This window comes from Paenarthrobacter sp. YJN-5 (genome assembly GCF_015040095.1).
Taxonomy (GTDB): domain Bacteria; phylum Actinomycetota; class Actinomycetes; order Actinomycetales; family Micrococcaceae; genus Arthrobacter; species Arthrobacter ureafaciens.
Genome location: NZ_CP053544.1, coordinates 3,891,562 through 3,904,717, shown reverse-complemented (window position 1 = coordinate 3,904,717; position 13,156 = coordinate 3,891,562). Strand labels below are relative to the sequence as shown.

12 protein-coding genes are annotated in these 13,156 nt (G+C 64.0%); 6 read left to right on the top strand and 6 right to left on the bottom strand.

Features of this window, described 5'->3' with window-relative positions; all coding sequences use genetic code 11:
• Positions 1-200 precede the first annotated feature (200 nt).
• Together HMI59_RS18035 and HMI59_RS18030 are read left to right on the top strand one after the other, a co-directional pair.
• Positions 201-1,778, top strand: coding sequence for a sensor histidine kinase (locus HMI59_RS18035; protein ID WP_193592092.1), 1,578 nt, complete (start codon positions 201-203; stop codon positions 1,776-1,778).
• Positions 1,775-2,443 carry a response regulator gene (locus HMI59_RS18030; protein ID WP_021471628.1) on the top strand — a complete coding sequence of 223 codons (669 nt, stop codon included), beginning with the start codon at positions 1,775-1,777 and terminating at the stop codon, positions 2,441-2,443. Before HMI59_RS18035 ends, HMI59_RS18030 begins: the two co-directional genes overlap by 4 nt.
• 6 nt (positions 2,444-2,449) lie before the next feature.
• On the opposite strand, the gene HMI59_RS18025 is transcribed toward HMI59_RS18030, so the two are convergent.
• Positions 2,450-3,349 (bottom strand): LysR family transcriptional regulator, encoded by a 900-nt coding sequence (locus HMI59_RS18025; RefSeq protein WP_193592091.1) that lies wholly within the window; start codon positions 3,347-3,349, stop codon positions 2,450-2,452.
• A 101-nt stretch (positions 3,350-3,450) separates the two neighbouring features.
• On the opposite strand from HMI59_RS18025, the gene HMI59_RS18020 reads away from it, so the two are divergent.
• The 4 genes from HMI59_RS18020 (at position 3,451) to HMI59_RS18005 (ending at position 7,593) form a co-directional block, all read left to right on the top strand.
• The gene (locus HMI59_RS18020; RefSeq protein WP_193592090.1) at positions 3,451-4,551 is read left to right on the top strand and encodes a YeiH family protein; all 1,101 of its coding nucleotides are present in this window, start codon (positions 3,451-3,453) and stop codon (positions 4,549-4,551) included.
• Positions 4,552-4,673: 122 nt separating this feature from the next.
• Positions 4,674-6,263, top strand: coding sequence for a molybdopterin-dependent oxidoreductase (locus HMI59_RS18015; RefSeq protein WP_227471441.1), 1,590 nt, complete (start codon positions 4,674-4,676; stop codon positions 6,261-6,263).
• A gap of 90 nt (positions 6,264-6,353) precedes the next feature.
• The gene (locus HMI59_RS18010; RefSeq protein WP_193592089.1) at positions 6,354-6,794 is read left to right on the top strand and encodes a hypothetical protein; all 441 of its coding nucleotides are present in this window, start codon (positions 6,354-6,356) and stop codon (positions 6,792-6,794) included.
• The gene (locus tag HMI59_RS18005) at positions 6,784-7,593 is read left to right on the top strand and encodes a zeta toxin family protein (protein ID WP_193592088.1); all 810 of its coding nucleotides are present in this window, start codon (positions 6,784-6,786) and stop codon (positions 7,591-7,593) included. The genes HMI59_RS18010 and HMI59_RS18005 overlap by 11 nt, the downstream gene beginning before the upstream one ends.
• A gap of 27 nt (positions 7,594-7,620) precedes the next feature.
• Here HMI59_RS18005 and HMI59_RS18000 read toward each other — a convergent pair whose 3' ends face one another.
• From HMI59_RS18000 to HMI59_RS17980, 5 genes are all read right to left on the bottom strand, one after another.
• Positions 7,621-8,619, bottom strand: coding sequence for a sugar phosphate isomerase/epimerase (locus HMI59_RS18000; protein ID WP_166185869.1), 999 nt, complete (start codon positions 8,617-8,619; stop codon positions 7,621-7,623).
• A gap of 2 nt (positions 8,620-8,621) precedes the next feature.
• A complete protein-coding gene (locus HMI59_RS17995) occupies positions 8,622-9,830 on the bottom strand; it encodes a Gfo/Idh/MocA family protein (protein WP_193592087.1) in 1,209 nt (402 codons plus the stop codon).
• 63 nt (positions 9,831-9,893) lie between these two features.
• Entirely contained in the window at positions 9,894-10,733 is an 840-nt protein-coding gene (locus HMI59_RS17990) for a carbohydrate ABC transporter permease (RefSeq protein ID WP_193592086.1), read from the bottom strand.
• A complete protein-coding gene (locus HMI59_RS17985) occupies positions 10,726-11,736 on the bottom strand; it encodes a carbohydrate ABC transporter permease (RefSeq protein WP_193592085.1) in 1,011 nt (336 codons plus the stop codon). The genes HMI59_RS17990 and HMI59_RS17985 overlap by 8 nt, the downstream gene beginning before the upstream one ends.
• Before the next feature lie 62 nt (positions 11,737-11,798).
• Positions 11,799-13,124, bottom strand: coding sequence for a sugar ABC transporter substrate-binding protein (locus HMI59_RS17980; RefSeq protein ID WP_193592084.1), 1,326 nt, complete (start codon positions 13,122-13,124; stop codon positions 11,799-11,801).
• Between the last annotated feature and the right edge of the window lie 32 nt (positions 13,125-13,156).

Genomic DNA, 13,156 nt, shown 5'->3' with positions numbered 1-13,156 from the left:
ACGTGGATCACTCTTGTGTTCGCAGTGATCTTTAAGTTCATTGCGTTCACGCAGTAAGAGGCAAAAAGACCCGCTCAAGGGTATAGTTCCGGTACTCCATGGCGGACAGCCCGTGAACGCATCGAAGCCCATCGGCATCCGGCAAATCTGGAAATCACCCAAAGGATCAAGCAGTGACTCGACTGGCTCGAAGAAGAGGCATGTCCCTCGCCGGACAGTACCTTTTGCTGCAGCTGTTGATCGTGCTCGCCGTGCTGGTGGCCGTCGCGGCTATATCGCTGGCTGAATCCGCCGCCGCCTTCGAGCGCACCGAGGGGCGCAGGGCCCTGTCGGCTGCCGAAGCGCTGGGGAACAACCCCACCGTCCGTGAACTGCTCCCGACGGCGGAACCGCGCGCCGGTTCCGCCCTTCCGGCCGTCGCCGAGTCGGTGCGGACAGTCTCCGGCTCGGGCCAGGTTGCCCTCGCGAAACTGGACGGAACGGTGGTCACCGCCTCCGATCCCGGGTTGGTAGGCAAAATCCTGCCCCTTGGCGACAGCCGGGTGAAGGAAGGCCGGGCCTGGACGGGAGTCCTCGCCGGGAGCACCGGCCCGGTCCTTTCCGCCCACGTACCGGTCCTGGATGATTCCGGTGAAATGATCGGCATAGCCTCCATCAGCCGTAACTACCCCTCAACCCTGGAAAGACTCGGCGACGCCGCGCCCAACCTCCTGACCTACCTCGGCGTTGCCAGCATCCTCGGCGTTGCGGGTTCGCTCTTGTTGTCCCGGCGCGTCAAGCGGCAGACCCTGGGCATGGAACCACGCGAGATCACCGGACTCGTGGAAAACCGGGAGGCCATGCTGCAAGGCCTGAAAGAGGGTGTGGTCGCTTTGGATCCCCACGGGCGGATCACGGTGGCCAACCAGAGCGCCCGGCAACTCCTGGGGCTTCCCGACGATTGCGTCGGACAGCGCCTCGCTTCGCTGCCCGTTGACCCGGCGCTCAAAGTGGTGCTGGCCAGGGACCAGGCGGACCCGGACCAGTTGGTTCTGGTGGGCGATCGGCTGGTGGTCATGAACAGGGTTGCGCTGACCTCCCGCGGAAGGGACATGGGTTCGGTCACGACGCTCAGGGACCGGACGGAAATGTCCTCCTTGGAGCGCGAGCTGGGGGCAACCCGGACGGTAACCAACACGCTCCGTGCCCAGGCCCACGAGTTCGCCAACCAGCTCCATGTCATCTCCGGGCTGCTTCAGCTGGAGGAATACGAATCCGTGATCCAGTTCGTCAACGGCGCCACCGTGGACCGCACCAGGCTCAACGATGAAGTGACCAGCAGGATCCAGGACCCGGCGCTCGCGGCCTTGTTGATTGCCAAGTCCAGCCTCGCTACGGAGCGCGGGGTGGAACTGCAGCTTGATCCGGGATCCGCGCTGCCGCGCGTAGCGGACGAACTTTCCCGGGACCTCACTACTGTGGTCGGGAATCTGGTGGACAACGCGTTCGACGCCGTCACCGGACTCCCCGGGGCAACGGTCAGCGTCTTGGTGGTCGAGTCCGGTGACGAGGTCAGGGTCACCGTCCGGGACAATGGTCCCGGGATTCCCGACGGCGATGCCGAACAGATCTTCTCGCAGGGCTTCTCCACCAAGGAGCCAGGGCCCGGGGATTCCCGGGGTTTCGGCTTGGCCATCTCCCGGGTTATTTGCAGGCGCAGCGGCGGCGATCTGTCGGTATCGAACCATAACGGTGCCGTGTTCGCTGCGCGTTTCATGAAGGAGGCAGTACGCCCGTGATCAAGGTCCTGATTGTCGATGACGACTTCATGGTGGCCAAAGTGCATGCCGGCTTCATCCAAAGGACTCCGGGATTTGCCGTTTTGGGAGTGGCGCATACGGGCGCGCAGGCCGTGCTGGAGACACAACGGTTGCAACCGGACCTTGTGCTGCTGGATATCCACTTGCCCGACGCCAACGGACTTGACCTCATGCACAGGCTACGGGAGGTGGCTCCGGACCTGGACGTCCTGGTCATCAGTGCAGCCCGCGAAGTGGAAACGGTGCGCAAGGCCCTCCGCGGCGGCATTGTCCACTACCTCATCAAGCCCTTCTCCCAGGCCGACCTCCAGGAGCGGCTCGAGCATTACCTGCACGCGTACCACGGCCTGGATTCTTCAAAAGCCGAAGCTGAGCAATCTGACGTCAACAGGGTTTTTGGGCTGGGAACCTCCGAGCGGACGCTGCCCAAGGGGTGCAGCGTGGAGACCCTGGAACGGGTGGAGGAAACACTGAAGGCGGCTTCCGGGGATCTGTCAGCCGCCGAAGTCGCAGAAGAACTGGGCACATCGCGGGTGAGCGCGCGGCGTTATCTTGAGTACCTCCACGATGCCGGCGCCGTTGACGTGAAGCTGAAGTACGGCGTCGGACGTCCGGAAAGGCGCTACGTGCTCAAGGGGCGTTGAGTGCTTCTACTTGCTCGCCTTGGCGATGCGGATCAACTCCGCGGCCGTCCCCTCCGGGCGTCGCTCGGGCAGCCAGACAGCCCGCAGTGAACGGGAGAGGTCCAGCCCTTGGACGGGCACTGCCACGAGTTGGCCGGTGGCAAGCTCCGCCGTCACCGCCAGTTCGCTCAACACAGCCACCGCCGAACCTTCAATGGCCGCCGCTTTGACCGCCACCGTGCTGGCAAGCTCCATGCTCGCCTCGGCCAACGGAGTGCCCGACCGTTCAAGTGCCCGGACCAGGGTGTCGCGGGTTCCGGAGCCGATCTCGCGAAGCACCAACTCCGCGGCGATCAGCTCGCCGGGCTCCGCGGGGGTGCGTCGCCGCGCCCACGGATGGCTTGTACCGACCACCACAACCAGCTCGTCACGGGCCACCGTGGTGGAGGCAACGCTCCGCGGCAGTACGGGAGTTTCCACGAAGCCCAAAGGGATTTTCCGTGTAGCCAGTTGCTCAAGGACTTCCCCCGAATTGCCCACCGCCAGGCTCACGTGCAGATCAGTGTGTGCCCTGCGAAAGCGTGCCATCCAGCGCGGGGCGAGGTACTCGGCGATAGTCAGGCTGGCAGCGACCGTGAGGTGGGCGGCCTGCTCCGCTGCCAGTGACCGGGCACCGAGGATCATCCGATCCATGGCACCCAGCGTCTCGCGGGCCCACGCCGTGACCACCTCGCCCTCGTTGGTTACGCGGGAACCCGCGGGAGTCCGTACCACCAGGGTGAGCCCGAGTTGGCGTTCCAGCCGGGCGAGGGCCCTGCTGGCGTTCGGCTGGGCCATGCCAACGCGCCTTGCCGCAGCCCCCAACGAGCCGGTCTCTGCCACCAGGACGAGGATCTCCAACGCGGTCAGGTCCGGGCGGCTGCTCATGCTTGGAAGATATGTGCAGCCTTCAGGTCATGTCAATTGCGCATGAGTTCAGGCCGGAAAGGCGTCTACCGCTGGGAGGGGATTCGGGGGATGGTGGAACCATGAGCACAACACGGCCGCGGACCTCCGCCGCATCGGAAGCCCCTGCGACCCCCGGGTGGGGCGCGCGCGGCGGACGTGGCGGCCGGCGTCGTGGGCCTGTCCTTTCCCTGGCGCCCGGGGTGGCCGCGTGCGTCGTGGCCTTGGCCCTGGCGTTCGGCATCCACGCCTTACTGCCGTCACTGCCCGCCATGACACTGGCGGTGGTCCTCGGCATCGCAGCGGCAAACCTGCCCGACGTCTCGGGATGGGTTGGCGGATCCTGGCAACCCGGCCTTCGATTCGCGGGCAAGCACTTGATGCGTGCCGGCATCGTCCTCCTGGGCCTGAAGCTCAGCCTCGGGGACATCGCGGCCCTCGGCTGGCAGTCCTTTGCGCTCATCGTCGCGGTGGTACTGCTCTCTTTCGCGGGTACGTACGCCTTGGGCAAGCTCTTCAAGCTCCCCGGCGACGCACCTCTTCTCATCGCCACGGGATTCTCTATTTGCGGTGCCTCGGCCATCGGTGCCATGGCAGCGGTCCGGGGAACGAAGCACCAGGACACGGTGCTGCCCGTGGCCCTCGTAACCCTGTGCGGCACCTTGGCCATCGGCACGCTTCCGTTGCTCATGCACCCCCTGGGCTTGGATGCCGTGACGTTTGGCCGCTGGGTTGGTGCATCGGTTCACGATGTGGGACAGGTGGTGGCTGCGTCCCAGACGGCCGGTGCTGTTGCACTCAGCGCCGCGGTGGTCATCAAATTGTCCAGGGTGGTCCTGCTGGCTCCGATCGTCGCCACCGCAGGTCTGTTTGAACGACGACGGCGGCGGGCAACGGCCGCTGCAGCGGACCATGCGGGCACGTTCCCGCCGATCGTCCCCCTGTTCGTGGTGGGCTTCCTGGCCATGATCGCCGTCCGCAGCCTCGGCTGGGCTTCGCCGGCGGTGCTGGACTTCGGAAACCTGGCGCAGGAGATCGCCCTTGGAGCAGCCCTCTTCGGCCTGGGTTCCTCGGTGCGCGTGCGCGAGCTCCTGAACGCCGGACCGCGGTCCTTGGTCATGGCTCTGTTCGCGTGGGCGTTGATTGCGGCCCTGGGCCTCGGGGCTGTTGTGTTGGCTGGTTAGCTGGGAAGGTGGGCCTGGTCTGCCAGCGAATATGGCCTTTCTTGCCGTAGATAATTCTGATGACGGGTCACTGGCTGGGTTGTACACCGATCCGAGCGCCCGACTGCTCCGAATCTCTATACATGACTAGGAACAGGCGCAGGATCCGGGATGCCAAAGGTATGGCCGCGTTGGCAGGGGTGGTATCGGCCGCGGTTGTTCTGGCAGTCGCGGAGTTGGTCGGTGCGTTCTTCACGGCCAGGGCAACGCCGTTGTTCGCTCTGGGGGCCACCTTTATTGATTTCACGCCGTCGTGGTTGAAGGATTTCGCGATCGCAACCTTCGGTACCAATGACAAGGCCGCCCTTTTGGTTGGGATGGGCCTGACTATTGCGGTTCTGGCGTGTGTGCTGGGTGTGGTTGCCTACCGGAAGTGGGCGTTGGGGGTCCTGGGCGTGCTGTTCATGGGTGCCGTGATCGTCGCCTGTGTCCTGACGCGGGCCGGGGTCCAACCCGCGGACGCTATCCCATCCATTGCAGGAACTTTTGCCGGACTGGCGGTCCTGCGCCTGCTTCTCCTGCCGGTGTGGCGGTTGAAGGTTTGGCCGGAAATCCCGGCCGATATGGCAATCGACGCCGGCACTCCCGACGGCGGCCGCGTCACCAGCCGCCGTCGTTTCTTTGCCGCTGCCGGTGTGACGGCGGCGGCGGCCGGTATCGCTGCTACCGGTGGCCGGTTGCTGAGCACTGCCCGGAATAACATCGCCCAGGCCCGGGATGCACTAAGGCTTCCTGTGCCCTCCAAGCCAGCTGCCCCCGTACCGGCGAATGTCCAGGCGCCGGTGAAGGGTGTGTTGCCATGGTTGACGCCAAACAAGGATTTCTACCGGATCGATACAGCCTTGAGCGTTCCCGAGATCAACGTCGAGGACTGGGAACTCCGGGTCCATGGGATGGTCGAAGAGGAGGTCACGCTGACTTTCCAGGACCTGCTCGACGCGGAGCTGATCGAATCGCACGTCACGCTCACCTGCGTCTCCAACCCGGTGGGCGGAAAATTGGTCGGTAACGCGAAATGGCTGGGCATGCCCCTGCGCGATGTCCTGGCCAAAGCCCGCCCGAAGGAGGGCGCGGACATGGTCCTGTCCCGCTCCATTGACGGGTTCAGCGCCTCCACTCCGTTGGAAGTCCTGCAGGATGATGACCGGGATGCAATGCTGGCCATCGGCATGAACGGCGAACCCCTGCCTCTTGAGCACGGCTATCCCGTGCGGATGGTGGTTCCGGGACTGTACGGCTTTGTCTCCGCAACCAAGTGGGTCGTCGACCTGGAAGTCACCCGCTTCGCAGACAGCAAGGCCTACTGGACCGAGCGGGGCTGGTCCGAGCGTGGACCCATCAAGACCATGGCGAGGGTGGACGTCCCGGCGTCCTTTGCGAAACTGCCGGCCGGGAAGGTCGCTGTCGGTGGCACCGCCTGGGCCCAAACCCGGGGCATCACCAAAGTGGAGGTGCAGATAGACGACGGCGACTGGGTGGAAGCCACGCTGTCGGACGAAGCGTCCACCATCACGTGGCGGCAGTGGTCGTACGAGTGGGACGCAACGCCCGGCAACCACTATGTCAGAGCCCGCGCGACGGACGGCACCGGCGAAGTGCAGACAGACAAACGCGCCGATCCCGTACCGGATGGAGCCTCCGGCTGGCCCTCAGTCATGGTCACTGTGGAATAGGGCGCATGAGGCACCCCTTGCTGCTTGGTCTACGTCCTTGATTCATTGTGAATCAAGGACGTAGACTCCAAGTGATGAAAGGGAGCAATCATGATCGTCATGGACAACCACATTGCGGCTCTGCATCGCGGGGCGTTACAGCGCCAGGCGCGCCAGCGGGTGGATCTGCTCGATGAGTTGCGGGCCGTGCAGAACGCGTCCTCCCGGGGGATGAATCAGCGAGACATCGCGGAAGTTCTGGTGACCAGCCAGGCCAAGGTCCATCGCATGCTCAAGGCCATTGAACGACGCCCGGACATTCTCTCTTCCGACCAACCTGAAGAGCTCATTCTGCGCGCCTTCGCGTACGACACGCCACGCAGGGAGCTGATCGAGAAGCTGAAATCGATCAGTTACACCGATGGCGAGGAGGCTCCCTACCCGGACGAAGGGCGGATCCCCGGAACGTGGGACCAGGTGGTGGGCGCCTATGCCCAGGAACTCTTGACCGAGTCCGAGTTCAATGAGGTCAGGGCGGCCGTTGGCCGCTGACAGGGACACCGTTCATGCCGCACTGACCGAGCTCTACGCACCGGGTAATGACCTGGAGAAAGCCCCACCCTTGCTGCTGGCCTACTTTGACGACGCCGCAGGGGTCCGTCTGGCGAGGACGTTCATGGGCCGACAGCAGGACGTGGTGGCGGGTGGCCGCGCCGTCGTCATAGCCGCCGGTCCGCCCGGTGCAGGCAAGACCGAAGCGTTGAAGACACTGGACCTGCGTGGTTTCCGTTTGATAGACCCTGACGATGCCAAGGACATGATCCTTGACGAGGCCGAGCGCCACGGGCTGCTGAGCTATCGACTCAACTACACCCTGCCTGACGGAGGGCCGGTGGGAGTACGGGAGGTGGCCTCCCACGTGCACGTCATCTCGACCAGGACAACTAATTTGGTGCGGCAACTTGCTTTGGCTGCAGGCGAGAATGTCATCCTCGACGGCACTCTATCTTGGGAGAAGTTGCCCGCCCAGTACATCGATGAGCTGTACCTGTCCCGGTACGAGGAAGTCGATGTAGTCGATGTAGAAACCCACCGGGCCAGTGCCATTGAACGAGCCCGGCAACGATGGTGGACGGGCCGGCTGAACGATCCGGCCATGGGTGGCAGGTTCGTGCCGGACGCCGTCATCGAACACTGCTACCAGACAGACACCTCTTCCATCTGCGCCGCCAACGCACTCAAGCTGGCGCAGATGGCCGCCGAGGCCGTCGGGCGGGGAACACTGCGACGTTTCGACGTCGATCAGGCAACCGGCGAAGTCCACGCCAGCGCTGTCACCACATTCGAATAACGCTGAAAGGCCCCCGCCCCTCTCTTCCTAGCCTTGGTTGAACGCTGCGTCGAAAGAGGTTTGCGAGGCAGGGAAGTCGAACTTCTTGAGTGCGGCGAGGGCTTCGGGGGCGCCGTGGAGGCGGTCCATGCCGGCGTCTTCCCATTCAACGGAGATGGGTCCGTTGTAGCCGATCGCGGACAGGGCGCGGAAGGACGCTTCCCAGGGCACGTCGCCGCGTCCGGCGGAGACGAAGTCCCAGCCGCGGCGGGGGTCGCCCCAGGGCAGGTGGGAGCCCAGGACAGTGTTCCGGCCGGTTTGGCGGACCTTGGTGTCTTTGCAGTCCACGTGGTAGATCCGGTCTTTGAAGTCCCAGATGAAGGAGACGGGGTCGATGCCTTGCCACATCATGTGGGAGGGGTCCCAGTTCAGGCCGAACGCTTCGCGGTGGCCGATCGCTTCGAGGGTTCGGACGGTGGTCCAGTAGTCGTAGGCGATTTCGGAGGGGTGGACTTCGTGGGCGAATCGGACGCCGTTTTCGTCGAAGACGTCCAGGATGGGGTTCCAGCGGTCGGCGAAGTCCTGGTAGCCGGCGTCGATGACTTTTTCGGGGACGGGCGGGAACATGGCGACGTATTGCCAGATGGAGGAGCCGGTGAAGCCGACGACGGTGTCCACGCCGAGTGCTTTGGCGAGGCGGGCGGTGTGTTTCATTTCTTCGGCGGCGCGTTGCCGGACGCCTTCGGGGTCGCCGTCGCCCCAGACTTTGGCGCCGACGATGGCCTGGTGGCGGAAGTCGATGGGGTCATCGCAGACGGCCTGGCCTTTGAGGTGGTTGGAGATGGCCCAGACCTTGAGGTTGTACTTGTCCAGGATTTCGAGTTTGGCGTCGACGTAGCCGGGTTCGTCCCAGCGCCAGGCGTCCAGGTGGTCCCCGGAGACGGCGATTTCGAGGCCGTCGTAGCCCCAGCCGGAGGCGAGTTTGGCGACTTCCTCGAAGGGGAGATCGGCCCACTGGCCGGTGAACAGGGTGAACGGGCGGGGCATGGTCAGGCTCCTTCGGTGGTTGGTGCTGGTTCGGTGGTGCTGGACAGTTGGATCAATGAGCTTTTGGCGGCTGCGGACTCTTCGATGGCGGCCAGGACGTGCTGGACGTTCAGGCCCTCCTCGAACGACGGCGACGGCTGGGTTCCGTCCTGGATGGCCAGGAGGAAATCGCGGACCTGGTGGGTGAAGGTGTGTTCCCACCCGATGATGTGCCCTTGTGGCCACCATGCCTCAAGGTACGGGTGTTCGGGTTCGTTGACCAGGATGCGCCGGAAACCCTGTTCCCGCACGGGAACGGTGGCGTCCAGGAAGCCGAGCTCGTTGAGGGCTTCGAGGTCGAACAGGATGGTGCCCTTGTCGCCGTAGATTTCCAGCTTCAGGGAGTTCTTCTGGCCAGTGGCAACCCGGGATACCTCCACCGAGGCGATTGCTCCGGAGGTGAGGGTCAGCGTGGCCCAAGCGGCGTCGTCGACCGTTACTTCTTCCGGCCCGTCAGGTCCGGGGCGGTGGTCAACGAACGTGTGCAGGCGGCCCGTGACCTCTGTGACGGCGTCGCCGAGGAGGAAAAGGACCTGGTCGATGGCGTGGGAGGCGATGTCCCCGAGTGCCCCCGAGCCCGCCGTCTCCTTGCGGAGCCGCCAGGTCATGGGGGATTGGGCGTCGCTGAGCCAATCTTGGAGGTACGCGGCGCGGATGTGGCGGATGGTGCCGAGGCGGCCCTCCGCTATCAGCTCGCGGGCAAGGGCCAGGGCGGGAACGCGTCGGTAGTTGAATCCGATCATCGACTGGACGCCTTTGGTCCGGGCCTTCGCAGCCGCTGCGGTCATGAGCTCGGCCTCGGCCAGGGTGTTGGCCAAAGGCTTTTCCACCAGCACGTGCTTCCCGGCCTCCAGGGCGGCGACGGCGATTTCGGCGTGCATCCAGCCGGGAGCGCAGATATCGACGATGTGGATATCGTCCCGCTCAATGACTTCACGCCAATCCGTTGCCGATTCGGCCCAGCCGTACTTGGCGGCGGCTTCAGCCACCTGGGTGGCGTCCCGGCCTACGAGGACTTTCTGCTCGAAGGCCGGGACGTCGAAGAAACTGGCCACATTCCGCCATGCATTCGAGTGGGCCTTCCCCATGAAGGCGTAACCGATGGCTGCCACGCCGAGGGGGCGGGCGGTGCTGCTGTCCTGCGACAGCGCTGGCGTATGCGCCGTGTTCATTGTGATGCTCCTAAAGAAGGGCCGGATGGCCGGGAGGGTTCCCGGCCCCGGAAACGGTAGGTTCTACTTGACGGCGCCCGCTGAGAGGCCGGCCACCAGGTGCCGCTGAACCAGGATGAATCCGATGAGGACCGGCAGGCTGACCACAACCGATGCGGCCATGAGCTGGTTCCAGAACACATCGGATTCGCTGGCATAGGCCTTCAAACCTAGGGACAGGGTCTTGGTGGCCTCATTGGTCAGGACCGAGGCGAACAGGACTTCGCCCCATGCCGAAATGAATGAGTAGACCGCGACCGCGATGATGCCCGGCTTGGCCACCGGAAGGATGACGCGGAAGAGCGCGCCCATCCGTCCCGTGCCATCGATCATGGATGCTTCCTCCAATTCTTTGGGAATGGAAGCGAAGTACCCGCTGAGCATCCAGATGGCGAACGGCAAGGTGAACGTCATGTAGGTGATGATCAGCCCGAGGTAGGAACCCTGGAGCTGCAGTCCGGTGATGTTCCGGATCTGGGTGAAGATCAGGTACAGCGGGAGCAGGAACAGGATGCCGGGGAACATCTGGGTCGACAGGACGGTGAGGCTGAAAACGCGCTTGCCCTTGAACGGCAACCTCGCGATCGCGTAGGCCGCCAGCACAGCGACGGTCACGGAGAACGCCGTGGCGGCAACGGTGATGATGAGGCTGTTCTGGAAGTACTTGGCCAGGGGCACGGTAGTCCAGATGTCAAAGTACGGAGCAAGCGTGATCTCGCGGGGAATCCACTGGAAAAGACCGGAAACGTCCTTCAGGGGCTTCAAGGAGGTGGATACCACCACGAACAGGGGTACGGCCACCCAGAGGGACAGGATGGTCAGGACCACGTTCCTCAGGATCCGGAAGTTGCGGGTCTCAATCATTGTCGGCCCCCTTGGGCAGCACCATGCGGATGTAGAAGACAGAAGCGATGAACAGGGCGATCAGCAGCAGGACGCTCATTGCTCCGCCGAGGCCGAAGTTCCAGCTGCCGAACGAGTTCTGGTAGATCAACGGCGAGATGAGCGTGGCTTCCTTCGGTGATGTGGCGCCGAAGAGGACGAACGGAATGTTGAACTGGTTGAAGGTCCACAACGACATCACCATCAGGAGCACGCCGTTGGCCGGGCGCACCATGGGCAGGGTGATGGTGCGGAACTGCTGCCACAGGGTTGCGCCGTCAATGGCTGCTGCCTCGTAGACGTCGTTCGGAACATTTTGCAGGGCGGCCATGAGCATCAGGAACGCGAACGGCCACAGCTGCCAGACGTTGACGATCACCATGGCGCCGAAGGAGTTCTCGCCGAGAAGCCAGAAGGGGCGTTCGTCGCCGAAGAGATGGAGGGTGTCCACCAGGATCTGGTTCACGGCACCGTCACGCTGGTTGAACATGAAGGCCCAGGCAATGGTTCCGACGTACGCGGGAAGGGCGTAGGGGACCAGGAAGAAGGTCCGCAGGATGGCGCGGCCCTTGAAGTTGGAGGAAAGGAAAACGGCGCCGGCCATGCCCAGAACCCAGGCAAAACCAACCACCAGGATGGTGTAGACCAGGGTGCGGCCCACGGTGCTGAAGAAGGCCTGCCCAATGGTGCTTTCCGGGTTCAGGCCGTTGATGAAGTTCTGCAGGCCGACGAACGGTGCGTTGAGCCAGTTGGTCAGGTTCAGCTGGGTCAGGGAAATGAAAGCGATCCAAACACCCAGGAGCATGGGGCCGATGTGGATCAGGAGTTCAAGGAGGGCGGCCGGGGCGATCAGGCCGTAGGGGAGGAAGGAACGGCGCCGCTTCCGGGGCGCAGGCGCGGCGGTGGCTGGCCCGCCGGGCTCAGGATTGGCAGCGTTGGTGCTGCCTGCAGCGGTCTTGCCGCTGTCCAGCGTTGAGTGGGACATCGAAACTCCTTTGCCGGAGCGGGGGCACCACCGGCAGTGGTGCCCCCGCCCGCGAGGCGTCGTTACTGGGCCGCGGCCATCTGGTTATTGGCGTCCTTCAGGGCCGCCTTGATGTCGTCTTCGGAAACAGTTCCGGTTGCTGCCTTGGCAAAGAGGTTCTTGATCGCGGTACCCGTGAGGGTCTCCATCTGCCCTTCCTTCGCGATCAGCGGCATGGGCAGGGAGTGGTTGGCCAGGGCATCGTTCTTGGCCTTGACCTCCTCGGTCTGGAACGCAGCGTCCTTGGAGGCTTCGGTCACCACCGGGAGGGAGGAGTATGCCTTGTTCAGGGCAACCTGCTCCTCATCGCTGGTGAGGAACGCGGCGAGCTTGATGGCGTTCGCCTTGTTCTTGCTGTTCTTGAACACGCTCAGGTTGATACCGGCCACGTGGCTTTGGGTGGCGCGGTCGCCCGTCGCGTCGGCGGTCATCATGGGGACCGGGGCTACGCCCCAGTCCTTGAAGTCGCGTGCGGCGAAGTTCTTCAGCGGGCTCTGGTCGAACATCATGGCTGCTTTGCCGTTGATGAGGTTGTCCACCTTCTGGGCGCCCTGGCTAAGTTCGGCGTCCGACGGCGACATCACCTTGTCCACTGCCATCAGGTCCACCCACTGCTTGACACCAGCCACCTGCGGATCGCTGTCGAACGTCGGCTTGCCGTCCTTGTCGAAGAGCGTGCCGCCGTTCTGCAGGCCGCGGATAAAGGCCTGGTGGGAGTTGGCGGAAACGGATGCGCCGGCGGCGGTGAAGCCCCACTGGTCCGGCTTGCCGTCACCGTTGGTGTCCTTGGTCAGCTTCTTGGCGTCTGCGACGAACTCTTCCCAGGTTGCAGGGGGCTTTTCAATGCCTGCTTCCTGGAACATCTTCGTGTTGTAGTACATGTTGTACGCCAAGCCGTAGAGCGGGATGGAAGTGGGCGTCTTGCCCTCGGCTCCACCGGTAGACCAGCTGGTCTGCAGGAAGCGGTCCTTGCCGCCGATAGCGTCCAGGAGTTCACCTTCCACCGGTTCGAACGCGCCCGTCTCCTGCAGCGTCACTGCCCACGTGTTGCCGATGTTCAGGACATCCGGGCCGTCCCCGCTGGTGACAGCGGTCAGGATGCGGTTGTAGAGGTCGGTCCAGCCGATGACTTCCAGCTTGACCTTGACGCCCGTCTTCTCCGTGAAGCGGTCAAGGGTGGGCTTCAGTTTGGCTGCGGTGTCGTCAAGGCTGTTGCCCTGGTCAGACGCCCAGTACGTGATCGTGTCGGAAGAGGCCTGCGTATTGTCTCCGCCGCCACACGCGGTCATGCCCAGCGCGAGCGCGGCCGTGGCCGTCAGCGCCGATAGGACTTTCAAGGGATTCTTCATTGTTGCTCCGGTTTTCTCGTCGTCGAGTTGCC